Source organism: Kitasatospora sp. NPDC086791 (assembly GCF_040685975.1).
In the GTDB taxonomy this organism is placed as follows: Bacteria; Actinomycetota; Actinomycetes; order Streptomycetales; family Streptomycetaceae; genus Kitasatospora.
In genome coordinates this window covers 841,373-863,536 of record NZ_JBFBOC010000001.1, presented here as the reverse complement: position 1 = coordinate 863,536, position 22,164 = coordinate 841,373, and the positions used below count along the sequence as shown (strand labels likewise).

Genomic DNA, 22,164 nt, shown 5'->3' with positions numbered 1-22,164 from the left:
GTGTCGGCCGCACGCAGCAAGGCCCGTACCCGGGCCTTCCAGATCCTCTTCGAGGCCGACCACCGCGGGGTCGACCCGCAGCAGGTCCTCGCCGACTGGGTGGCCCGCGCCCGCGAGCCGAAGCCCGACGAGGGCACCCCGCAGGTCGGCGAGTACACCATGGAGCTGATCGAGGGGTACGTCCAGCACGCCCGTCGCATCGACGACCTGATCTCGCAGTACGCGGTGGGCTGGACGCTCGACCGGATGCCGATCGTGGACCGCAACGTCCTGCGACTCGGCGCGTACGAGCTGATCTGGGAGGACGGCGTCCCGGACGCGGTCGTCCTGGACGAGGCCGTCGAGATCGCCAAGGAGTTCTCCACGGACGACTCCCCGGCCTTCGTCAACGGTCTGCTCGCCCGCTTCCTGGAGCTGAAGCCGAGCATCCGCCGGTAACCACCGGCCCGCTTCGTGAACGGCCGCCGAACCCGGATTCCGGGTCCGGCGGCCGTTCGGCGTTCCCGGCCGTCGCGCGCCGGGGACCGGGCGGCGTAGGGTGATGCCCTACTTGCCAGTAACTTGGCGTTCGGAACCACGTGCGAAAGGGCAGGTCTCCCCACATGACCACCGTGATCCGCAGCGAGTTCGACCAGGGCATCGCCCTCACCAGACACCCGGAGGAGGCCGGCCGCTACGAGGCCGAGCTGGGCGCCGGCTGGCAGATCGGCGGCGGGGTCAACGGCGGGCTGCTGCTCGCCGTGGCCGGACACGCGCTGTCGCTGGAGCACGAGTCGCACCCGGACCCGGTGTCGATCAGTGGTTACTACCTGTCCGCCTCCACCCCCGGCCCGGCCACCGTCCGCACCGAGGTGCTGCGCACCGGCCGCGGGCTCTCCACCGGCACCGCCTCGCTCAGCCAGGACGGCGTCGAGCGGCTGCGCGTGGTGGCCAGCCACGGCGACCTCTCCGCCGCCGACGGCGAGGTGCGCACCAGCGCCCGGCCGCCGCAGCTGCCGCCGCCGGACCAGTGCATCGGCGTGGAACACGCGCCCAGGGAACTGCTCACCGAGGCCGCCCTGCTGGAGCGCTTCGACCTGCGGCTGGACCCGGCCACCGTCGGCTGGGCGCTCGGGCAGCCCTCCGGCAACGGGCGGATCCAGGGCTGGTTCCGGCTCGCCGACGGCCGTCAGCCCGACCCGCTGCTGCTCCTGCTGGTCGCCGACGCACTGCCGCCGGTCACCTTCGACCTCGGCATGCCCGGCTGGGCCCCGACCGTCGAGCTGACCGTCCACCTGCGGGCCAAGCCCGTCCCGGGCTGGCTGCGCGTCACCCACGCGACCCGCAACCTGGCCGGCGGGTACTTCGAGGAGGACGCCGAGATCTGGGACGAGTCCGGCCGCCTGGTCGCGCAGTCCCGCCAGCTGGCCCGGGCGCCGCGGTAGTCCGGGAGGGTTGCGCCACCGGCACTATTACCGGTGGTTACATTCCTGTGACACGCCGTACGTGTGCGGCGCGCGGGTGGTGGGGAGGAAGGCGGTCAGCGGCGAGCCCGCCGCCGACCGTCACCCCCGCCGGCCGCCGTCGCCGGCGGTCGCCCGCCGAAGCCAGGAGCCAACCGATGAGTAGCCGCCACGGCCGCGCCCGCCGCAACTCCGACTGCACCGCCGGCGGCTCGCGGCCCGCGGTACGGGCGTCGCACCGGCCGAAGGGGACCGACGGGGCCGAGGTCGCCGAGGAGGTCGGGGCCGCCGAGGGGTCCGGGGGCATCGAGGGTGGCGAGGGTGGCGAGGGCGCCGACCGGGCGTTCGTCATCGGGGTGCTGACCAGCGCCGCGGACTTCGCACGGGCCCGCGCCTGGGGGATCTCCGACGCCCCCGACTACGAGCGCTACCTGGCCGACACCGGCGAGCTGCTGGCCGACGCGCTGGAGCGCTTCGAGACCGTCCGGGCACGGATGTTCCACCCGCAGGACTTCGAGGAGTTCTGCCTGCTCAACGGGCTGGACCCGGCCGAGCCCGCCGCCCGCGACCGCTACCTGGTCAACCCGGCGCTGCAGACCCAGCTGCTCGCCTACCAGGGCGAGGAGCCGGCCGGGGACTTCGTGCCGCGCCTGATCCGGGCCCGGGAGAACGGGCTGACGCTCTGCCACGCCGACCTGCTGCTCGACGGCGGCCTGTACGGGGGCGCGGGCGAGCCCGACGAGGAGCACACCCGCTGGGTGCGCGCCGCCTACGAGCGCGGGGGCGAGGTGTTCCGCCGGATGCTGGTCGGCGCGGGCGCCGGCGTGTACGAGCTGCGCCTGCGGGTGGACGCGCCCGGCGGCCGGCTGACCGCGGCCGCCCGGGTGCTGCAGTGGGAGGACGGCGTGGTGCGGATCAACGACGAGGACCTGGAGCTGGTCTGCGCGGTGCTGTGCGCCGGGCTGGCCCTGGAGCTGCCGGGGGTCGCGGTGCTGCACGGCTCGCAGGGCTCGGCAGCCTCCTGCGGGGAGTACCTGCCGGCCTCCTGGGCCTGGTCGAGCGGCGGGCAGGACTGGGCGCCGGCGGACCGGCCGGTCCGGCTGGACGGGGTGGCGGCGCAGCCCGGCTACAGCCTGGGCACGGTCTGCTGACGCGCCACGCCGCGCCGGTACGCCTCGCGCCGCGCCCGGACCCGAGCATCCCGCGCTCGCGATGGCGGGCGCCCGGAAACGCCGCGGCGCGGCCCCTGGTTCGGGGTGCCGCGCCGTGACGTTTCTGCTGGTCGGCACGGGTGGAACGAGTGCCGGCACGTGCGAGGTTCCGCGGGCGGGAGCCGGTGCGGTGAGCCTCAGCTCGCGTCCTCCTCGCGCACCGCACGGCGCGCGTCGGGGTTCAGCACGCCCCAGGAGATCAGCTGCTCGGTGAGGATCGACGGCGACTGGTCGTAGATGACCGCCAGGGTGCGCAGGTCGTCCTGGCGGATCGACAGCACCTTGCCGTTGTAGTCGCCGCGCTGGCTCTGGATGGTCGCCGCGTAGCGCTGCAGCGGGCCGGCCTTCTCGGAAGGGACCTGGGTCAGTCTCTCCAGGTCGAGGACCAGGCGCGGCGGCGGCTCGGCCGCGCCGCCGGGGGTGCCGCCGGGCAGCAGCTCCTGCACCGGGACGCCGTAGAACTCGGCCAGCTCGGCCAGCCGCTGCACGGTGACCGCACGGTCGCCGCGCTCGTACGAGCCGACGACGACTGCCTTCCAGCGCCCCTGGGACTTCTCCTCGACACCGTGCAGGGAGAGCCCCTGCTGAGTGCGGATCGCTCGGAGCTTGCCTCCGAGTTGCTTCGCGTAGTCGCTGGACATTGATCTCCCCGGACGAGATTGCTTCGCGTTCAGTGGTGGGTCACGGGCGATTGCCGACGCCGTTACCGGTGGGTTCGACGTCCGTCTCGTAACTCACTGTGAGGTTACGTAGAGTAAGGTAGTTGCGTCAAGCCGAATGGGGCAGTCGTGCGAATGGCCCGCATCGTCGGCGCGTCCGGGGTGTTAACCGCCGGAAGCGGAATGGTGGACTTCTGTTTGCCGTCCGGGGCGCTGCTAGGATGACCCGAAGCCCACGCCGACCCGGCGGGGGCGATCCAGACATCCTTTAAGGCCCGTCCAGTGAGGCGGGGAAGGAGGTCCGCTTCGGCATGACCACACACCGAGATTCCACGTCGCAGGAACCGACGCCGCGGCCGCCGCACCAAGTGCTGGACGGCACGGACATCGCCCGGGTCATCACCCGGATAGCGCACGAGATCGTCGAGCGCGCCAAGGGCGCGGAGGACGTCGTGCTGCTCGGCATCCACACCAGGGGCGTCCACCTCGCCCGTCGCCTGCACGGCCGGCTGGCCCAGATCACCGGGCGCGAGATCCCGCTGGGCACCCTGGACATCACCATGTACCGGGACGACCTGCGGCTGAAGCCCGCCCGCGCCCTGGAACACACCGAGATCCCGCCCGGCGGCATCGACGGCAAGCTCGTCGTGCTGGTCGACGACGTGCTCTTCTCCGGACGCACCATCCGCGCCGCGCTCGACGCGCTGAACGACATCGGCCGGCCGCGCGCCGTCCAGCTGGCGGTCCTGGTCGACCGCGGCCACCGCGAGCTGCCGATCCGTGCGGACTACGTGGGCAAGAACCTCCCCACCTCGCTGCGCGAGGCCGTGCAGGTGCGCCTCTCCGACAGCGACGGCGTGGACGCCGTGCTGGTCGGGGACCGCGACTTCACCGCGCGCTCGTCGCAGACCATGGCCGCCAAGCCGTCCGAACCGCACCTCCCGGAGTAGCCCGCGTGAAGCGCCACCTCGTCTCCGCCGCCGATCTCAGCCGCGACGACGCGCTGCTGATCCTGGACACCGCCGAGGAGCTCGCCCAGCTCTCCGGCCGGGCCGTCAAGAAGCTGCCCACGCTGCGCGGCCGCACCGTCGTCAACCTCTTCTTCGAGGACTCCACCCGGACCAAGACCTCCTTCGAGGTCGCCGAGAAGCGCCTCTCGGCCGACGTCATCAACTTCTCCGCCAAGGGCTCCTCGGTCTCCAAGGGCGAGAGCCTCAAGGACACCGCGCTCACCCTGCAGGCCATGGGCGCCGACGCGGTGGTCATCCGCCACCACGCCTCGGGCGCACCGGCCCGGCTGGCCCAGTCCGACTGGCTGCACGGCAGTGTGATCAGCGCCGGTGACGGCACCCACGAGCACCCCACCCAGGCGCTGCTCGACGCCTTCACCATGCGCCGCCACCTCAACCCGGGCGCCGGCCACGACCTCGCGGGCCGCCGGGTGACGATCGTCGGCGACGTCCTGCACAGCCGGGTCGCCCGCTCCAACGTCCACCTGCTGAACACCCTCGGTGCCCAGGTCACCTTCGTCGCCCCGCCGACGCTGCTGCCGATCGGCATCGAACCCGATCCCGAGACCGGCGCGGCCGGCTGGCCCTGCGAGATCAGCTACGACCTGGACAGCGTGCTGCCCAAGACCGACGCGCTGATGATGCTGCGGGTGCAGCGCGAGCGGATGAACGCTGCGTTCTTCCCGACCGAGCGCGAGTACAGCCGCCGCTACGGCATGAACGGCCTCCGGCTGGCCCAGCTGCCCGAGCACGCGATCGTGATGCACCCCGGCCCGATGGTCCGCGGCATGGAGATCACCGCCGAGGTCGCCGACTCGCCGCGCTGCACCGCGGTCGAGCAGGTCGCCAACGGCGTCTCCGTCCGGATGGCCGTGCTCTACCTGCTGCTCGGCGGAGCCACGCTCGCCGACGCCCCCGCCGACGCCCCCCGTACCGAGACCGTGGAGACCGCTCAGTGACCACCTACCTGATCCGCAACGCCAAGATCCTCGGCGGCGCCCCGCAGGACCTGCTGCTCGCCGACGGCGTGATCAAGGAGATCGGCACCGGCCTGGCGGTCGAGGCGGACATCGAGATCGACGCCACCGGGCTGGTCGCGCTCCCCGGCCTGGTCGACCTGCACACCCACCTGCGCGAGCCCGGCCGCGAGGACGCCGAGACCGTGCTCACCGGCACCCGGGCCGCCGCGATGGGCGGCTTCACCGCCGTGCACGCGATGGCCAACACCACCCCGGTGGCCGACACCGCCGGCGTGGTCGAGCAGGTCTGGCGGCTCGGCCAGGAGGCCGGTTACTGCGACGTGCAGCCGGTCGGCGCCGTCACCGTCGGCCTGGAGGGCAAGAAGCTCGCCGAGCTCGGCGCGATGCACGAGTCCGCCGCGGGCGTGCGGGTCTTCTCCGACGACGGCAAGTGCGTGGACGACGCGGTCCTGATGCGCCGCGCCCTGGAGTACGTCAAGGCCTTCGACGGCGTCGTCGCCCAGCACGCCCAGGAGCCGCGGCTGACCGAGGGCGCCCAGATGAACGAGGGCCGGGTCTCCGGCGAGCTCGGGCTCGGCGGCTGGCCGGCCGTCGCCGAGGAGTCGATCATCGCCCGCGACGTGCTGCTCGCCGCGCACGTCGGCTCCCGGCTGCACGTCTGCCACGTCTCCACGGCCGGCTCGGTCGAGATCATCCGCTGGGCCAAGGCCAAGGGCTGGGACGTCACCGCCGAGGTGACCCCGCACCACCTGCTGCTCACCGACGAGCTGGTCCGCTCCTACGACCCGGTGTACAAGGTGAACCCGCCGCTGCGTACCGCCGAGGACGTCCAGGCGCTGCGCAAGGCGCTCGCCGACGGCACCATCGACGCCGTGGCCACCGACCACGCGCCGCATCCGGCCGAGGACAAGGACTGCGAGTGGGCCGTGGCCGCGATGGGCATGGTCGGCCTGGAGACCGCGCTGTCGGTCGTCCAGCAGACCATGGTCGACACCGGCCTGCTGAACTGGGAGGGCGTCGCGGACCGGATGTCGCACCGTCCGGCCCGGATCGGCCGTCTCACCGGGCACGGCCGGCCGATCTCGGTGGGTGAGCCCGCGAACCTGGTGCTGTTCGATCCCGCGTACCGTGGTGTCGTGAACCCGGACAGCTTCGCCACCCGCAGCCGCAACACCCCCTACAAGAGCCTCGACCTGCCCGGACGGGTGCACGCCACCTTCCTGCGCGGGCGGGCCACCGTGCTGGCCGGCGAGCCGGTCGAGCAGGGCGGCGACGCGTGATGGACCACGCCACGCTCGCCAGGGAGCAGGCGAAGGTCACCGACTGGCCCGGGTACATCGGCTGGTCCATCGGCCTGCTGATCGTGATCGGCCTGGTCTACTGGCTGATGCGCCAGGGCTGGAACTGGCGCCGCACCCTGCAGTCCGGCATCCCGCCGCTGCCCGCCGTGCCGGACCGGGCCGGGCGCACCATCCTGGAGACCAGCGGCCGGTACCACGGCACGACCACCGCCGGGAACTGGCTCGACCGGGTCGTCGCGCACGGCCTGGGCACCCGCAGCCGGGCCGACCTCACCCTCGGCGAGGACGGCCTGCTGGTCAGCCGTCCCGGTGACGTCGACTTCTGGATCCCGGCCGCCCACCTGACCGGTGCCCGCACCGACTCCGCGATCGCCGGCAAGGTCGTCCCGTCCGGACTGCTCATCGTGAGCTGGGTCCACGAGGGCACCGAGCTGGACTCCGGCTTCCGGGCCGACCACCCCGACGAGCACGCCGCCTGGGTCGAGGCGATCGCCCACCTCGCAACACGTACGCAGACGAAGATGACGGAAGAGGCCGCGCAATGACCGCACCTGCCCCCACCACGCAGCGCCAACGGCGGGAGCGCCGGTTCTCGGACCGTGCGGCCGCCGTGCTCGTCCTGGAGGACGGCCGGACCTTCCGGGGCCAGGCCTACGGCGCGACCGGCGAGACCTTCGGCGAGGCGGTCTTCAACACCGGCATGTCCGGCTACCAGGAGACCCTGACCGACCCGTCGTACCACCGCCAGGTGGTCGTGATGACCGCGCCGCAGATCGGCAACACCGGCTGGAACGACGAGGACGACGAGTCCAAGCGGATCTGGGTCGCCGGCTACGTCGTGCGCGACCCCGCCCGGGTCGCCTCCAACTGGCGCTCCCGCCGCTCGCTCGACGAGGAACTGGTCAGCCAGGGCGTCGTCGGCATCAGCGGCATCGACACCCGCGCGCTGACCCGCCACCTGCGCGAGCGCGGCGCGATGCGCTGCGGCATCTTCTCCGGCGAGGCGCTGGCCGACCAGGCCACCCTGCTCGCCCGGGTGCAGCAGTCGCCCGAGATGAAGGGCGCCGACCTGTGCGCCGAGGTCGCCACCACCGAGCCGTACGTGGTGCCCGCGATCGGCGAGAAGCGCTTCACCGTGGCCGCGCTGGACCTCGGCATCAAGGCGATGACCCCGCAGCGGATGGCCGAGCGCGGCATCGAGGTGCACGTGCTGCCGGCCGACGCCACCCTGGAGGACATCTACGCGGTCCGGCCGGACGGCGTCTTCTTCTCCAACGGCCCGGGCGACCCGGCCACCGCCGACCACCAGGTCGCCGTCGCGCAGGGCGTGCTGGAGCGCAAGACCCCGTTCTTCGGGATCTGCTTCGGCAACCAGATCCTCGGCCGCGCCCTGGGCTTCGGCACCTACAAGCTCAAGTACGGCCACCGCGGCATCAACCAGCCGGTGCAGGACCGCACCACCGGCAAGGTCGAGGTGACCGCCCACAACCACGGCTTCGCCGTGAACGCCCCGCTGGACAAGGTGAGCGACACCCCCTTCGGGCGGGTCGAGGTCTCCCACGTCTGCCTCAACGACGACGTGGTCGAGGGCCTGCAGGCGCTCGACGTCCCCGCCTTCAGCGTGCAGTACCACCCCGAAGCTGCTGCCGGCCCGCACGACGCGGCGTACCTCTTCGACCGGTTCGTCGAGCTCATGCGAGGCGACGACAAGCACAGCGTGAAGCTCATGGAGGGCCAGCGTGCCTAAGCGCACTGACATCAAGTCCGTCCTGGTGATCGGCTCCGGCCCGATCGTGATCGGTCAGGCCGCCGAGTTCGACTACTCGGGCACGCAGGCCTGCCGGGTCCTCAAGGCCGAGGGCCTGCGGGTCGTGCTGGTCAACTCCAACCCGGCCACGATCATGACCGACCCGGAGATCGCCGACGCCACCTACGTCGAGCCGATCACCCCGGAGTTCGTCGAGAAGATCATCGCCAAGGAGCGCCCCGACGCGCTGCTGCCGACCCTGGGCGGGCAGACCGCGCTCAACACCGCGATCTCGCTGCACGCGGCCGGCACGCTGGAGAAGTACGGCGTCGAGCTGATCGGCGCCGACGTCGAGGCGATCAACAAGGGCGAGGACCGCGACCTCTTCAAGGGCGTCGTCGAGGCGGTCAACGCCAAGATCGGGTACGGCGAGTCCGCCCGCTCGGTCATCTGCCACACCATGGACGAGGTGCTGGCCGGCGTCGACACGCTCGGCGGCTACCCGGTCGTCGTGCGCCCCTCCTTCACCATGGGCGGCGCCGGCTCCGGCTTCGCCCACGACGAGGAGGACCTGCGCCGCATCGCCGGCCAGGGCCTGACCCTCTCGCCGACCACCGAGGTGCTCCTGGAGGAGTCCATCCTCGGCTGGAAGGAGTACGAGCTGGAGCTGATGCGCGACAAGCACGACAACGTCGTGGTCGTCTGCTCCATCGAGAACTTCGACCCGATGGGCGTGCACACCGGTGACTCGATCACCGTCGCCCCGGCGATGACCCTCACCGACCGCGAGTACCAGATCCTGCGCGACATCGGCATCGCCGTCATCCGCGAGGTCGGCGTCGACACCGGCGGCTGCAACATCCAGTTCGCCGTCAACCCCGAGGACGGCCGGGTCATCGTCATCGAGATGAACCCCCGGGTGTCCCGCTCCTCGGCGCTCGCCTCCAAGGCCACCGGCTTCCCGATCGCCAAGATCGCCGCCAAGCTGGCCGTCGGCTACACCCTGGACGAGATCCCGAACGACATCACCGAGGAGACCCCGGCCTCCTTCGAGCCGACCCTCGACTACGTCGTGGTCAAGGTGCCGCGGTTCGCGTTCGAGAAGTTCCCGAGCGCCGACGCCACGCTGACCACCACCATGAAGTCGGTCGGCGAGGCCATGGCCCTCGGCCGCAACTTCCCCGAGGCGCTGCAGAAGGCGCTGCGCTCGCTGGAGAAGAAGGGCTCCCAGTTCTCCTGGACCGGCCCGCTCGGCGAGAAGGCCGAACTGCTGGCCAAGGCGGTCGTCCCGACCGACGGCCGGATCAACACCGTGATGGAGGCGATCCGGGCCGGCGCCACCCCGGAGGAGGTGTTCGAGGCCACCAAGATCGACCCGTGGTTCGTCGACCAGCTCTTCCTGCTGGACGAGATCGCCGGCGAGCTGGCCGAGGCCGCCGAGCTCACCCCCGAGCTGCTGCGCCACGCCAAGCGGCACGGCTTCTCCGACGTCCAGATCGGCGAGATCCGCGGCCTGAAGGCCGACGTGGTCCGCGAGGTGCGCCACGCCCTCGGCATCCGCCCGGTGTTCAAGACCGTCGACACCTGCGCCGCCGAGTTCGCCGCCAAGACCCCGTACTTCTACTCGTCCTACGACGAGGAGAACGAGGTCGCCCCGCGCTCCAAGCCCGCCGTGATCATCCTGGGCTCCGGCCCGAACCGCATCGGCCAGGGCATCGAGTTCGACTACTCCTGCGTGCACGCCTCCTTCGCGCTCGCCGACGCCGGGTACGAGACCGTCATGGTCAACTGCAACCCGGAGACCGTCTCCACCGACTACGACACCTCCGACCGGCTCTACTTCGAGCCGCTCACCCTGGAGGACGTGCTGGAGATCGTCCACGCCGAGCAGCAGGCCGGGCCGCTCGCCGGCGTGGTCGTCCAGCTCGGCGGCCAGACCCCGCTGGGCCTGGCCCAGGCGCTCAAGGACAACGGCGTGCCGATCGTCGGCACCCAGCCCGAGGCGATCGACCTCGCCGAGGAGCGCGGCGCCTTCGGCCGCGTCCTGCGCGACGCCGGCCTGCCCGCGCCCAAGCACGGCACCGCCTTCTCCTTCGAGGAGGCCAAGGCGATCGCGGACGAGATCGGCTACCCCGTCCTCGCCCGCCCGTCCTACGTGCTCGGCGGCCGCGGCATGGAGATCGTCTACGACGAGGCCTCGCTCGCCTCCTACCTGGAGCGGCACGCCGGTCTGATCTCCGAGCACCCGGTGCTGATCGACCGCTTCCTGGACGACGCGGTCGAGATCGACGTCGACGCGCTCTACGACGGCACCGAGCTCTACCTCGGCGGCGTCATGGAGCACATCGAGGAGGCCGGCATCCACTCCGGCGACTCCGCCTGCGCGCTGCCCCCGATCACCCTCGGCGGCCACGACATCAAGCGCCTGCGCGCCTCCACCGAGGCGATCGCGCGCGGCGTCGGGGTGCGCGGTCTGATCAACATCCAGTTCGCCCTCTCCGGCGACATCCTCTACGTCCTGGAGGCCAACCCCCGCGCCTCCCGGACCGTCCCGTTCACCTCCAAGGCGACCGCCGTGCCGCTGGCCAAGGCCGCCGCCCGGGTCTCGCTCGGCGCCACCATCGCCGAGCTGCGCGCCGAGGGCATGCTCCCGGCCGAGGGCGACGGCGGCACGCTGCCCGCCGACGCGCCGATCGCGGTCAAGGAGGCCGTGATGCCGTGGAGCCGCTTCCGCGACGTGCACGGCCGCGGGGTGGACACCGTGCTCGGCCCCGAGATGCGCTCGACCGGTGAGGTCATGGGCATCGACAAGGTCTTCGGCACGGCCTACGCCAAGTCCCAGAGCGGTGCCTACGGCGCGCTGCCGACCAAGGGCAAGGTCTTCGTCTCGGTCGCCAACCGCGACAAGCGCAACCTGGTCTTCCCGGCCCGGGCGCTGGTCGGCCTCGGCTTCGAGCTGCTCGCCACCGCCGGCACCGCCGAGGTGCTGCAGCGCGGCGGCATCCCCGCCACCGTGGTGCGCAAGCACAGCGAGGGCGAGGGCCCGAACGGCGAGAAGACCATCGTCCAGCTGATCCACGACGGTGAGGTCGACCTCATCATCAACACGCCGTACGGCACCGGTGGCCGCCTCGACGGCTACGAGATCCGCACCGCGGCCGTGGCCCGCGCGGTGCCCTGCCTGACCACCGTCCAGGCGATGGGCGCGGCCGTCCAGGGCATCGACCGGCTGCTGCGCGACGAGGTCGGGGTGATGTCGCTCCAGGAGCACGCCGAGCTGATCAACGCCGGCCGCAAGTAGCACCACCGCAGTGGGGGGCACCGAAGCCAGTCGGGTGCCCCCCACTCTTGTGCCCGAATCCGCTCGTCGCCCCGGGAGTTGACCCCCCTTTGTACAAGATCCTCTTCGACCTCGTCTTCAAGAAGATGGACCCGGAGAAGGCCCACCACCTGGCCTTCTTCTGGATCCGGCTCGCCTCCTCGGTGCCGGGCCTGCGCACCCTGGTGCGGCTGGTGCTCGCCCCGGGCGACCGCGCCCTGCGCACCCGCGCCCTCGGCCTCGACCTGCCCGGCCCGTTCGGCCTCGCGGCCGGTTTCGACAAGAACGGCGTCGGCATCGACGGCCTGGCCATGCTCGGCTTCGACTACGTCGAGATCGGCACCATCACCGGCGAGCCCCAGCCCGGCAACCCGGCGCCCCGGCTGTTCCGCCTGGTCGAGGACCGCGCGCTGATCAACCGGATGGGCTTCAACAACCAGGGCTCCGCCCGGGTCGCCGCCCGCCTGGCCGCCCGCCCGCACACCACCTCCACCCCGGTGATCGGCGTCAACATCGGCAAGACCAAGGTGGTCGAGGAGGCCGACGCGGTCGCCGACTACGTCAAGTCCACCGAGCGGCTGGCCAAGTACGCCGACTACCTGGTGGTCAACGTCAGCTCGCCGAACACCCCCGGGCTGCGCAACCTGCAGGCCGTCGACCACCTGCGCCCGCTGCTGGCCGCCGTCCGCGAGGCCGCCGACCGCACCACCGCGCACCACGTGCCGCTGCTGGTCAAGATCGCCCCCGACCTGGCCGACGAGGACGTCGACGCGGTCGCCGACCTCGCCCTGGAGCTGGGCCTGGACGGCATCATCGCCACCAACACCACGATCGGCCGCGAGGGCCTGCTCACCGACGCCGGGCGGGTCGAGGAGATCGGCATGGGCGGCCTGTCCGGGGCCCCGCTCAAGGCCCGCGCCCTGGAGGTCCTGCAGCGGCTGCGCGCCCGGACCGGGGACCGGCTGACCCTGGTCTCGGTCGGCGGCATCGAGACCGCCGAGGACGCCTGGCAGCGGATCATCCACGGCGCCGACCTGGTCCAGGGCTACAGCGCCTTCATCTACGAGGGCCCGTTCTGGTGCCGGCGGATCCACAAGGGCCTGTCCGCCCGGATCCGGGCGGCGGGCTTCCGCGACCTGGCCTCGGCGGTCGGCAGCGCCGTGCGCAGCTCGTGACCGCGGTGGTCGCCGGGCGGAGACCCGGGCGACCGCCGGGCGAACGCCGCGAATGCCGCACCCCTCGTACTCCTCCTCCTCGGGCCCCTCGGACCCTTCGGACCTTTCGGAAAGTGACGACATGACCCTCGCCCCGTTCGGCGCCCGGCTGCGCCAGGCCCTCGACACCCGCGGTCAGCTCTGCGTCGGCATCGACCCGCACGCCTCCCTGCTCGCCTCCTGGGGGCTCGGCGACGACCTCGCCGGCCTGGAGGCCTTCAGCCGCACGGTGGTCGAGGCGCTGGCCGACCGGGTGGCCGTGCTCAAGCCGCAGGCCGCCTTCTTCGAGCGCTTCGGCAGCAGGGGCGTCGCGGTGCTGGAGAAGTCCGTCGAGGAGGCCCGGGCGGCCGGTGCGCTGGTCCTGATGGACGCCAAGCGCGGCGACATCGGCTCCACCATGGCCGCCTACGCGGAGGCCTTCCTGTCGCCCGGCAGCCCGCTGTTCTCGGACGCCGTGACGGTCAGCCCGTACCTCGGCTTCGGCTCGCTGCGCCCGGCTCTGGACCTGGCCCGGGAGCAGGGCTGCGGCGTGTTCGCGCTGGCGCTCACCTCCAACCCGGAGGGCGCCGAGGTGCAGCGCGCGGTGGGCGCGGACGGCGAGTCGGTCGCGGCCTCGGTGCTGCGGCAGCTGGCGGCCGAGAACGCGGGAGCCGCGCCGCTGGGCTCCTTCGGCGCGGTGGTCGGCGCGACGCTGGCCGACGCGGGCGTGGACCTGGCCATCAACGGCCCGCTGCTGGCGCCGGGCATCGGCGCCCAGGGCGCGACCATGGCGGACCTGCCGCGGGTGTTCGGCGCCTCGGTGACCAACGTGGTGCCGAGCGTCAGCCGGGACGTGCTCAAGCACGGCCCCTCGGTGGCGGCGCTGCGGGAGGCGGCGGAGCGCTTCGTCGGCGAGTTCGCGGACGCCGTCGAGTAGGCGGGTCGGACTCCGCCCGGCGGGCCCAGCGGGTGCCGTCGGGCAGCGGGAGCGGGCGGGGTCGGGGCGCGCGAGCGGGCGGCGTCAAGGACCCCGGGGTGTTCGGCGGGTTGCGGAAGGCGCCCCGCCGGTAGCCGATCGGTGACCCTGTGGAGTGTCCGCAGGACGGCGGCGGCGTCGCGGAGCCGACGTGAGCGCCGTCACATCGGCCCGTCAAAGTTTCGCAATCGCGGTCATTTTGCCCTGGAAAGTCCTGGTCGGCCTTGGCTGACCAGGACTTTTCGTGTTCTTTTCCTGACGTGGCGCCGCAATGCGGGTAGTGTCCGGCGATAGGTCATCGGCGAGCCACGAATTTCGTGTCTCCCGCAGGTCAGGGCCTTGTGGTTCCTCTTGCGGACGGCGTCCTGGGTACCAAACCAGTCATAGCTCAATCCCTTCCATCCACACCCTGAGGTGAACGGCGTGGCTCTTCCGCCCCTTACCCCTGAACAGCGCACCGCCGCGCTCGCCAAGGCCGCCGAGGCTCGCCGGGAGCGCGCCGAGGTGAAGAACCGGCTCAAGCACTCCGGCGCCTCCCTGCACGAGGTGATCAAGGCCGGCAAGGCCGACAACGACGTCATCGGCAAGATGAAGGTCTCGGCCCTGCTGGAGTCCCTTCCGGGCGTCGGCAAGGTTCGGGCCAAGCAGATCATGGAGCGCCTCGGCATCAGCGAGAGCCGGCGTGTCCGGGGTCTCGGTACCAACCAGATCGCCTCCCTGGAGCGGGAGTTCGGCGGAGGTGCCGCCTGACCGTGCCCCCGTGGTCCCGTCATCCTCCGCGATCCGGGATAATCGGTGCATGAGTGAGCGTCCGCGGCTGACCGTGCTCTCCGGCCCTTCGGGGGTCGGCAAGAGCACGGTCGTCGCTCATATGAGGAAGATGCACCCCGAGGTCTGGCTCTCGGTGTCGGCGACGACCCGCCACCCGAGGCCCGGCGAGAAGAACGGGGTCCAGTACCACTTCGTCGACAACGACGAGTTCGACAAGCTGATCGCCAACGGCGAGCTGCTGGAATGGGCCGAGTTCGCCGGGAACCGCTACGGCACCCCGCGCGCGGCCGTGCTGGAGAAGCTGGAGCGCGGCGAACCCGTGCTCCTGGAGATCGACCTGCAGGGTGCCCGGCAGGTGCGCGAGTCGATGCCCGAGGCGCAGCTGGTGTTCCTGGCCCCGCCGAGCTGGGACGAGCTGGTCCGCCGGCTGACCGGCCGGGGCACCGAGTCGCAGGACGTGATCGAGAAGCGGCTCGACGCCGCCAGGATCGAGCTCGCCGCCGAGCCCGAGTTCGACACGACCCTTGTCAACACCTCCGTCGAGCAGGTAGCGGCCGAACTGCTAGCCTTGCTCGGTGTAGCCTGACCTGTCTGTCTTTTCCACCCTTTCGGAAGGTTTTCGCGTGTCCTCTTCCATGACCGCGCCCGAGGGCATCATCAACCCGCCGATCGACGAGCTGCTCGAGGCCACCGACTCGAAGTACAGCCTCGTGATCTACGCCGCCAAGCGCGCGCGTCAGATCAACGCGTACTACTCGCAGCTCGGTGAGGGCCTGCTGGAGTACGTCGGCCCGCTGGTCGACACCCACGTGCACGAGAAGCCGCTGTCGATCGCGCTGCGCGAGATCAACGCGGGCATGCTGACCGCCGAGGCGATCGAGGCTGCCTGAGCCGGCCACTGTTTTTCCGGGAGGGCCCGGCGGAATCGTTTCCGCCGGGCCCTCCTGTCGTTTCTGCTCGGGGCTTCCCGTCGTGGGCCCGGGGCCGGCCCCGGGGTGGGGTGCCGCGCGGGCGGGAGCTGAGGGGCCGTAGGGTGGGCGGGTTCCCGGTGCGGAGGAAGGTCGGTACACATGGGCGGCGAGCGGAGCGGGCTCGGCACGGAGCGGGGCGTCGGTGCGGACGCCCCCCGGGTGGTCCTCGGGGTGAGCGGCGGGATCGCCGCGTACAAGGCGTGCGAGCTGCTGCGCCGGTTCACCGAGTCGGGCCACCTGGTCACCGTGGTGCCGACCGAGGCCGCGCTGCACTTCGTCGGCGAGGCCACCTGGGCCGCGCTGTCCGGCCGCCCGGCCGCCACCGAGACCTGGGAGCGCGTGCACGAGGTGCCGCACGTGCGGATCGGGCAGCAGGCCGACCTGGTCGTGGTCGCCCCGGCCACCGCCGACCTGATCGCCAAGGCCGCCCACGGCCTCGCCGACGACCTGCTCACCAACACGCTGCTCACCGCCCGCTGCCCGGTCGTGGTGGCGCCCGCCATGCACACCGAGATGTGGGAGCACCCGGCCACCCGGGAGAACGTCGCCACGCTGCGCCGCCGGGGCGTGATCGTGCTGGAGCCGGCCGTCGGACGCCTCACCGGCAAGGACACCGGCAAGGGGCGGCTGCCGGAGCCGTCCGCGATCTTCGACGCCTGCCGGGCCGTGCTGCGCCGCGGCGGGGAGGTGTCGCACGACCTGGCCGGCCGGCACGTGGTGGTCTCGGCCGGCGGCACCCGGGAGCCGCTGGACCCGGTGCGCTACCTGGGCAACCGCTCCTCCGGCAAGCAGGGCTACGCGCTCGCGGTGACGGCCGCCGCGCGCGGGGCCAGGGTGACGTTGCTCTCGGCCAACGCCGAGCTGCCGGATCCGGCGGGGGTGGACGTGGTGCACGTCTCGACCGCGCTGGAACTGCGCGAGGCCGCGCTGAAGGCGGTCGCGGACGCGGACGCCGTGGTGATGGCCGCGGCGGTGGCGGACTTCCGGCCGGCCGAGTACGCGACCGGCAAGATCAAGAAGGTCGAGGGGGTCGAGCCGGCCCCGGTCGCGCTGGTCCGCAATCCCGACATCCTGGCCGAGCTGTCGGCCCACCGTCCCCGTTCGGGTCAACTGGTCGTGGGATTCGCGGCGGAGACCGACGACGTGCTCGCCAACGGCCGCGCCAAGCTCGCCCGCAAGGGGTGTGACCTGCTCGTCGTCAACGAGGTCGGCAACGGCAAGGCCTTCGGTACGGACGTCAACGAGGCCGTCGTGCTGGGCTCGGACGGCAGCGAGACCGCCGTTCCGGTGGGCCCGAAGGAGGCGCTCGCCGACGTTGTCTGGAACCTGGTCGCAAAGAGGCTGGAAACGGCCGACAACTGATCGAAAGGCGCTGTGGGGCGCTCGAGAATTGCTGAAGTGGGTGACGTTCGGCGGAAGCAGACCGTTAGACTCCAGGAATCAAGTCTTTCCGGAGTTACCCGGTCGTCCGGGAACTTCAGTCAGCAGCCGCTGCAACCCCAGGGAGCGCTGTGTCTCGCCGCCTGTTCACCTCGGAGTCCGTCACCGAGGGCCACCCCGACAAGATCGCTGACCAGATCAGCGACACCATCCTTGACGCCCTCCTGCGTGAGGACCCGACTTCCCGGGTCGCCGTGGAGACGCTCATCACCACCGGCCAGGTGCACGTGGCCGGCGAGGTGACCACCAAGGCGTACGCGCCGATCGCCCAGCTCGTCCGGGACAAGATCCTGGAGATCGGCTACGACAGCTCCAAGAAGGGCTTCGACGGCGCCTCCTGCGGTGTCTCGGTGTCCATCGGTGCCCAGTCGCCCGACATCGCGCAGGGCGTCGACACCGCTCACGAGCACCGCGTCGAGGGTGACGTCGAGGACGAGCTGGACAAGCAGGGTGCCGGCGACCAGGGCCTGATGTTCGGCTACGCGTCCGACGAGACGCCCGAGCTCATGCCGCTGCCGATCACCCTGGCCCACCGCCTCTCGCGTCGGCTCACCGAGGTCCGCAAGAACGGGACCATCCCGTACCTGCGCCCCGACGGCAAGACCCAGGTCACCATCGAGTACGACGGCGACAAGGCCGTCCGCCTCGACACCGTGGTCGTCTCGACCCAGCACGCCAGTGACATCGACCTGGAGTCGCTGCTCACCCCGGACATCCGCGAGTTCGTGGTCGAGCCGGAGCTGAAGGCGCTGGCCGAGCAGGGCATCAAGCTGACCACCGAGGGCTACCGCCTGCTGGTCAACCCGACCGGCCGCTTCGAGATCGGCGGCCCGATGGGCGACGCCGGCCTCACCGGTCGCAAGATCATCATCGACACCTACGGCGGCATGGCCCGCCACGGTGGCGGCGCCTTCTCCGGCAAGGACCCGTCCAAGGTGGACCGCTCGGCCGCGTACGCGATGCGCTGGGTGGCGAAGAACATCGTCGCCGCCGGCCTCGCCCGCCGCGCCGAGGTGCAGGTCGCGTACGCGATCGGCAAGGCCGAGCCGGTCGGCCTGTTCGTCGAGACCTTCGGCACCGAGACCGTGCCGGTCCTCTCGATCCAGAAGGCCGTCTCCGAGGTCTTCGACCTGCGTCCGGCCGCGATCATCCGCGACCTGGACCTGCTGCGCCCGATCTACTCCCAGACCGCCGCGTACGGCCACTTCGGCCGTGAGCTGGCGGACTTCACCTGGGAGCGCACCGACCGGGTGGAGCAGCTGAAGGCTGCCGTGCGCGACTGACGTCCGTAGCGCTCGAAGCGGCGCCCGCCCCTCTCGGGGGGTGGGCGCCGCTTTGTGCGTGTGGGGGGGGCGTGGCGCTGCCGGGGGGTGCTGGGAGCGGCGGGTGCCGCTTCGGGTGGGCGCCCGCTGTGTGCGCGGTGTCGGTGTGACCTGGTAGTACTTGGTGGCGATGAGCAGCACAGGGGAGAACGGGGCCGCCGAGCCGGAGCAGCTGGCGTTCATCCGGGAGACGGTCAAGCGGGCCAAGCCGCGCAGCTGGCGCGGGGCCAAGCGGGCCGAGCACCTGCCGGTGGCCCGGGTCGTGGTGGACAAGGGCGTGCTCACCATCGACAAGTTCTTCGACTACGAGGTGCCGGCGAGCATGGCCGAGGAGGCCCGGCCGGGCGTCCGGGTGCGGGTGCGGTTCGGCGCGCGCGTGGTGAAGGGGCAGCGCGAGGGCGGGGAACTGCACGACGGGTTCATCGTCGCCCGGCTGGAGAAGAGCGATTTCGCCGGGCCGCTCGCCCCGCTGGCGCAGGTGCTGTCGCCCGAGCCGGTGCTCACCCCGCAGCTGCTGCGGCTGTGCCGGACCGTCGCCGACCGGTACGCCGGGACGCTCGCCGACGTGCTGCAGCTGGCCGTCCCGCCCCGGCACGCCAAGGCGGAGGCCGAGCCCTCGCCGCCGCCGCTGCCCCGCCCGGCCGCCCCGGCCCCCGGCAGCTGGCAGCGCTACCCGGCCGGTCCCGACTTCCTGGCCGCGCTGGCCGCGGGCGGTGCGCCGCGCGCGGTGTGGGCGGCGCTGCCCGGGCCCGGCTGGCCGTACGAGATCGCGCGGGCCGTGGCGGCGACGCTGGCGGGCGGGCGCGGGGCCCTGGTCGTGCTGCCGGACCGGCGCTCGGTGGCCCGGGTCGACCAGGCGCTGACCGAACTGCTCGGCCCCGGGATGCACGCGGCGCTGGAGGCCGACCTCGGCCCGCGCGAGCGTTACAAGCGCTGGCTCGCGGTGAGCCGCGGCTCGGTGCACGCCGCCATCGGCACCCGCTCGGCCATGTTCGCGCCGGTGCGCGACCTCGGGCTGGTCGTCGTCTGGTCGGACGGGGACGGCAGCCACAGCGACCCGCGCGCCCCGCACCCGCACGTCCGGGAGGTGGCGCTGCTGCGGGCCGCCGAGGAGGGCGCGGCGGTACTGCTCGGCGGGCACGCGGTGACCGTCGAGGGCGCGCAGCTGGTCAGCACCGGCTGGGCGCGTCCGCTGGTCGCGGACCGGGAGACGGTGCGGCAGGTCGCGCCGCGGGTGCGGACCGTCACCGATCAGGACCAGCACCGCGACGCGGCCGCGCAGGCCGCCCGGCTGCCCTCGGTGGCCTGGGAGGCCGCCCGGGAGGCGCTGGCGGCCGGGCACCCGGTGCTCATCCAGGTGCCCCGGCGCGGTTACGTGCCCCGGCTGGCCTGCGGGCGCTGCCGGACCCCGGCGCGCTGCCGGCGGTGCGAGGGGCCGCTGGAGACGCCCTCGGCGGACGCCGCGCTGACCTGTGGTTGGTGCGGGGAGGCGGAGCGGGACTGGCACTGCCCCGAGTGCGGGTCGTTCCGGCTGCGGGCCCAGGTGATCGGCGCACGGCGGACGGCGGAGGAGCTGGGCAAGGCCTTCCCGCGGATCCCGGTCCGCACCTCCGGGCGGGACGCGGTGCTGGCGACCGTGCCGGACGAACCCTCGCTGGTGATCTCCACCCCGGGCGCGGAGCCGGTGGTCGAGGGCGGCTCCGGGTACGGGACGGCGCTGCTGCTGGACGGGTGGGCGCTGCTGAGCCGACCGGACCTGCGGGCCGGGGAGGAGACGCTGCGGCTCTGGCTGGCCGCCGCCGCGCTGGTGCGGTCCTCGGCGGAGGGCGGCGCGGTGGTCGTGGTCGCCGAGCCGTCGGCCCGTCCGGTCCAGGCGCTGGTTCGCTGGGACCCGCTCGGGCACGCCGGGCTGGAGCGGGACGAACGGGCGCAGTTGCACTTCCCGCCGGTGTCGCGGATGGCCTCGGTCAGCGGGAGCCCGGCGGCGGTCGCGGACCTGCTGGGGCTGATCCGGCTGCCGGAGGGGGCCGACGTGCTCGGGCCGGTGCCGGCGACGGCGCTGCGGGGGGAGGAGCAGGAGCGGGCGCTGCTGCGGGTGGCGCCCGGGCAGGGGGCGGCGCTGGCGGCGGCGCTCAAGGCGGCGCAGATCGCGCGGATCGCGCTGCGGACGGCGGAGCCGGTGCGGGTGCGGATGGATCCGACGGACATCGGGTGAGGCGCGGGGGTGGCGGGGTGGGGCGGGGTGAGTGGGCCACCCCGCCCCGGGGTGGCCGGTCGTTCGTGTGGTGGTGCGGTGGTTCCGTGCGGTGGTGCGGGTGGTGCGTTCGTGCGGTGTGGGGTCAGCCGCGCAGGGGGATGCCGGTGCGGTCGACGGGGGTGCCGCGATCGATCGTCGTGCGGTCGATGGTGGTGCGGTCGATGGTGGTGCGGTCGGTCTGGGGGCGGTCGACGGGGGTGCGGTCCATGGCGCCGCGGTCCAGGCTGTTGCGGTCCAGGCCGCCCTGGCGGGCCGCCGGGACGGTCGCGGCCAGGCCGCCGGTGGGGGCCGCGGCGGGCAGGTCCTCGGAGCGGTCAGGGCGGCTGGGGCCCGGGACGGCGCCGCCGGCCGCCAGGAGCTCGCTGGTCGGGCGGCGCATGCCGTAGCGGCGGTGCACGGCCTGCTTGGTGACGCCGAGGGCGGAGCCGACCGAGTCCCAGGAGAAGCCCAGCGCCCGGTCGAACTCCACCGCCGCCGCCACCAGCGTCTCCACGCTCTCCCGCAACTCCTGCGCCAGGCGCACGGTCGGCGCCGGCGCCCGTCCGTACACCACGAAGCCGGCCGAGGTGCTGGGGCGGCGCGGTCGGTAGACGTTGCCCAGTTGGGCGGTGAGCGTCCGCAGCGCGTCGACCTGGCGCCGCACCCGCTCGATGTCCCGTACCAGCAGGTGCAGGCTCGCCCGCGCCCGGGCGTCGTGGTTGATCTGCTCGGCCATGGCCTACGTGCCACCTTCCGTACGGTTCGGCTCGGCCGGGCGGCGGTGTCCCGTGCGCCCGGCTCCGGTCAATCTCTCTTGACCAACGCCGAAGCGGGGGCCGGGGTAACGCCGCTCGGCAGAGTCGGGTTATGCCAGTGCGGTTCCGGCGGCCCCGAGGGCATGGGGGGAGGGGCGGGCGCGTTGCATAGACTTGGCGGGAACAGCCCTTGCCCGCAGTCCCTTCCCGACGCCCGACACCTCGACGGACAGGAGCCCGTACCCCGTGGCGATCCAGCCGATCCGCCTCTTCGGAGACCCCGTCCTGCGGGCCACCGCCAAGCCGGTGACCGTGTTCGACAAGGAACTGCGCAACCTGGTCCGCGACCTCACCGAGACTATGACGGCGGCCCCCGGCGCCGGCCTCGCCGCCCCTCAACTCGGCGTCTCCCTACGGGTGTTCACCTACCACGTGGACGGCGTCACCGGGCACCTGATCAACCCGGACCTGTCGCTCAGCGAGGAGGAGCAGGAGGGCCCCGAGGGCTGCCTCTCGCTGCCCGGCCTGCGCTACGACACCAAGCGCGCGTACGGCGTGGTGGCCAAGGGCTTCACCATGTACGGCGATCCGGTCACCCTGGAGGGCACCCAGCTGCTCGCCCGGTGCATCCAGCACGAGACCGACCACCTGGACGGCATCATCTTCATCGACCGGCTCGACCGCGAGCAGCGCAAGGCCGCGCTGAAGGCGATCCGGGAGGCGGACTGGGGCGCCGGGCCGGCGCCGGTCGTCAAGGTCTCCCCGCACAGCACCTTCGGCGCCGCGCGCTGACCCCCGGCCCGGCTTCCTGAACTCCCTTTTGCAGAAAGG

At 72.7% G+C, this 22,164-nt stretch carries 20 protein-coding genes; 18 read left to right on the top strand and 2 right to left on the bottom strand.

Translation table 11 applies throughout. The annotated features are described in order from the left end of the window. The 3 genes from nusB to AB0Q99_RS03880 all read left to right on the top strand — a co-directional run bounded on the left by nusB (position 1) and on the right by AB0Q99_RS03880 (position 2,593). Positions 1-438, top strand: a complete 438-nt coding sequence (gene nusB / locus AB0Q99_RS03890; RefSeq protein ID WP_363568111.1) for a transcription antitermination factor NusB — start codon at positions 1-3, stop codon at positions 436-438. A gap of 164 nt (positions 439-602) precedes the next feature. Further along, entirely contained in the window at positions 603-1,424 is an 822-nt protein-coding gene (locus AB0Q99_RS03885) for a thioesterase family protein (RefSeq protein ID WP_363568109.1), read from the top strand. A 176-nt stretch (positions 1,425-1,600) separates the two neighbouring features. After that, a complete protein-coding gene (locus AB0Q99_RS03880) occupies positions 1,601-2,593 on the top strand; it encodes a hypothetical protein (protein WP_363568108.1) in 993 nt (330 codons plus the stop codon). Positions 2,594-2,790: 197 nt separating this feature from the next. Here AB0Q99_RS03880 and AB0Q99_RS03875 read toward each other — a convergent pair whose 3' ends face one another. Beyond that, positions 2,791-3,294, bottom strand: a complete 504-nt coding sequence (locus tag AB0Q99_RS03875; protein WP_030056198.1) for a transcriptional regulator — start codon at positions 3,292-3,294, stop codon at positions 2,791-2,793. A 329-nt stretch (positions 3,295-3,623) separates the two neighbouring features. On the opposite strand from AB0Q99_RS03875, the gene pyrR reads away from it, so the two are divergent. From pyrR to AB0Q99_RS03805, 14 genes are all read left to right on the top strand, one after another. After that, positions 3,624-4,262 (top strand): bifunctional pyr operon transcriptional regulator/uracil phosphoribosyltransferase PyrR, encoded by a 639-nt coding sequence (gene pyrR, locus AB0Q99_RS03870; protein ID WP_363568106.1) that lies wholly within the window; start codon positions 3,624-3,626, stop codon positions 4,260-4,262. 5 nt (positions 4,263-4,267) lie between these two features. Then, entirely contained in the window at positions 4,268-5,281 is a 1,014-nt protein-coding gene (locus AB0Q99_RS03865) for an aspartate carbamoyltransferase catalytic subunit (protein WP_363568105.1), read from the top strand. Further along, the gene (locus tag AB0Q99_RS03860) at positions 5,278-6,582 is read left to right on the top strand and encodes a dihydroorotase (RefSeq protein WP_363568104.1); all 1,305 of its coding nucleotides are present in this window, start codon (positions 5,278-5,280) and stop codon (positions 6,580-6,582) included. Before AB0Q99_RS03865 ends, AB0Q99_RS03860 begins: the two co-directional genes overlap by 4 nt. Beyond that, positions 6,582-7,148, top strand: coding sequence for a hypothetical protein (locus tag AB0Q99_RS03855; RefSeq protein WP_363568102.1), 567 nt, complete (start codon positions 6,582-6,584; stop codon positions 7,146-7,148). The genes AB0Q99_RS03860 and AB0Q99_RS03855 overlap by 1 nt, the downstream gene beginning before the upstream one ends. Continuing rightward, positions 7,145-8,350, top strand: coding sequence for a glutamine-hydrolyzing carbamoyl-phosphate synthase small subunit (gene carA / locus AB0Q99_RS03850; RefSeq protein WP_363568100.1), 1,206 nt, complete (start codon positions 7,145-7,147; stop codon positions 8,348-8,350). Before AB0Q99_RS03855 ends, carA begins: the two co-directional genes overlap by 4 nt. Then, positions 8,343-11,651: a carbamoyl-phosphate synthase large subunit gene (carB, locus tag AB0Q99_RS03845; protein ID WP_363568098.1), complete on the top strand. Its 3,309-nt coding sequence runs from the start codon at positions 8,343-8,345 to the stop codon at positions 11,649-11,651. Before carA ends, carB begins: the two co-directional genes overlap by 8 nt. 89 nt (positions 11,652-11,740) lie before the next feature. Further along, a complete protein-coding gene (locus AB0Q99_RS03840) occupies positions 11,741-12,844 on the top strand; it encodes a quinone-dependent dihydroorotate dehydrogenase (RefSeq protein WP_363568097.1) in 1,104 nt (367 codons plus the stop codon). 121 nt (positions 12,845-12,965) lie between these two features. After that, the gene (gene pyrF, locus AB0Q99_RS03835; protein WP_363568095.1) at positions 12,966-13,799 is read left to right on the top strand and encodes an orotidine-5'-phosphate decarboxylase; all 834 of its coding nucleotides are present in this window, start codon (positions 12,966-12,968) and stop codon (positions 13,797-13,799) included. 462 nt (positions 13,800-14,261) lie between these two features. Further along, complete coding sequence (gene mihF / locus AB0Q99_RS03830) at positions 14,262-14,588, top strand: integration host factor, actinobacterial type (RefSeq protein WP_030056187.1); 327 nt, start codon at positions 14,262-14,264, stop codon at positions 14,586-14,588. 49 nt (positions 14,589-14,637) lie between these two features. After that, positions 14,638-15,195, top strand: a complete 558-nt coding sequence (gmk, locus tag AB0Q99_RS03825; RefSeq protein ID WP_363568093.1) for a guanylate kinase — start codon at positions 14,638-14,640, stop codon at positions 15,193-15,195. A 37-nt stretch (positions 15,196-15,232) separates the two neighbouring features. After that, positions 15,233-15,499 (top strand): DNA-directed RNA polymerase subunit omega, encoded by a 267-nt coding sequence (rpoZ, locus tag AB0Q99_RS03820; RefSeq protein WP_030240625.1) that lies wholly within the window; start codon positions 15,233-15,235, stop codon positions 15,497-15,499. Between the two features lie 180 nt (positions 15,500-15,679). Beyond that, entirely contained in the window at positions 15,680-16,942 is a 1,263-nt protein-coding gene (gene coaBC, locus AB0Q99_RS03815) for a bifunctional phosphopantothenoylcysteine decarboxylase/phosphopantothenate--cysteine ligase CoaBC (protein WP_363568092.1), read from the top strand. Between the two features lie 149 nt (positions 16,943-17,091). Continuing rightward, the gene (metK, locus tag AB0Q99_RS03810; protein ID WP_363568090.1) at positions 17,092-18,303 is read left to right on the top strand and encodes a methionine adenosyltransferase; all 1,212 of its coding nucleotides are present in this window, start codon (positions 17,092-17,094) and stop codon (positions 18,301-18,303) included. 169 nt (positions 18,304-18,472) lie between these two features. Beyond that, positions 18,473-20,557, top strand: a complete 2,085-nt coding sequence (locus AB0Q99_RS03805) for a primosomal protein N' (RefSeq protein ID WP_363568088.1) — start codon at positions 18,473-18,475, stop codon at positions 20,555-20,557. A gap of 124 nt (positions 20,558-20,681) precedes the next feature. Here the strand turns inward: AB0Q99_RS03805 and AB0Q99_RS03800 are convergent, their stop codons facing one another. Further along, the gene (locus AB0Q99_RS03800) at positions 20,682-21,314 is read right to left on the bottom strand and encodes a hypothetical protein (RefSeq protein ID WP_363568086.1); all 633 of its coding nucleotides are present in this window, start codon (positions 21,312-21,314) and stop codon (positions 20,682-20,684) included. A gap of 265 nt (positions 21,315-21,579) precedes the next feature. Here AB0Q99_RS03800 and def point away from each other — a divergent pair, with 265 nt between their 5' ends. Beyond that, a complete protein-coding gene (def, locus tag AB0Q99_RS03795) occupies positions 21,580-22,125 on the top strand; it encodes a peptide deformylase (RefSeq protein WP_363568084.1) in 546 nt (181 codons plus the stop codon). Positions 22,126-22,164 lie beyond the last annotated feature (39 nt).

Bases quoted from the DNA above. Each gene is read 5' to 3' on its own strand.
- AB0Q99_RS03800 (WP_363568086.1), bottom strand. From the start codon at position 21,314: ATGGCCGAGCAGATCAACCACGACGCCCGGGCGCGGGCGAGCCTGCAC.
- AB0Q99_RS03880 (WP_363568108.1), top strand. From the start codon at position 1,601: ATGAGTAGCCGCCACGGCCGCGCCCGCCGCAACTCCGACTGCACCGCC.
- gmk (WP_363568093.1), top strand. From the start codon at position 14,638: ATGAGTGAGCGTCCGCGGCTGACCGTGCTCTCCGGCCCTTCGGGGGTC.
- pyrR (WP_363568106.1), top strand. From the start codon at position 3,624: ATGACCACACACCGAGATTCCACGTCGCAGGAACCGACGCCGCGGCCG.
- AB0Q99_RS03855 (WP_363568102.1), top strand. From the start codon at position 6,582: ATGGACCACGCCACGCTCGCCAGGGAGCAGGCGAAGGTCACCGACTGG.
- coaBC (WP_363568092.1), top strand. From the start codon at position 15,680: ATGGGCGGCGAGCGGAGCGGGCTCGGCACGGAGCGGGGCGTCGGTGCG.
- pyrF (WP_363568095.1), top strand. From the start codon at position 12,966: ATGACCCTCGCCCCGTTCGGCGCCCGGCTGCGCCAGGCCCTCGACACC.
- AB0Q99_RS03805 (WP_363568088.1), top strand. From the start codon at position 18,473: ATGAGCAGCACAGGGGAGAACGGGGCCGCCGAGCCGGAGCAGCTGGCG.
- AB0Q99_RS03885 (WP_363568109.1), top strand. From the start codon at position 603: ATGACCACCGTGATCCGCAGCGAGTTCGACCAGGGCATCGCCCTCACC.
- AB0Q99_RS03875 (WP_030056198.1), bottom strand. From the start codon at position 3,294: ATGTCCAGCGACTACGCGAAGCAACTCGGAGGCAAGCTCCGAGCGATC.
- carA (WP_363568100.1), top strand. From the start codon at position 7,145: ATGACCGCACCTGCCCCCACCACGCAGCGCCAACGGCGGGAGCGCCGG.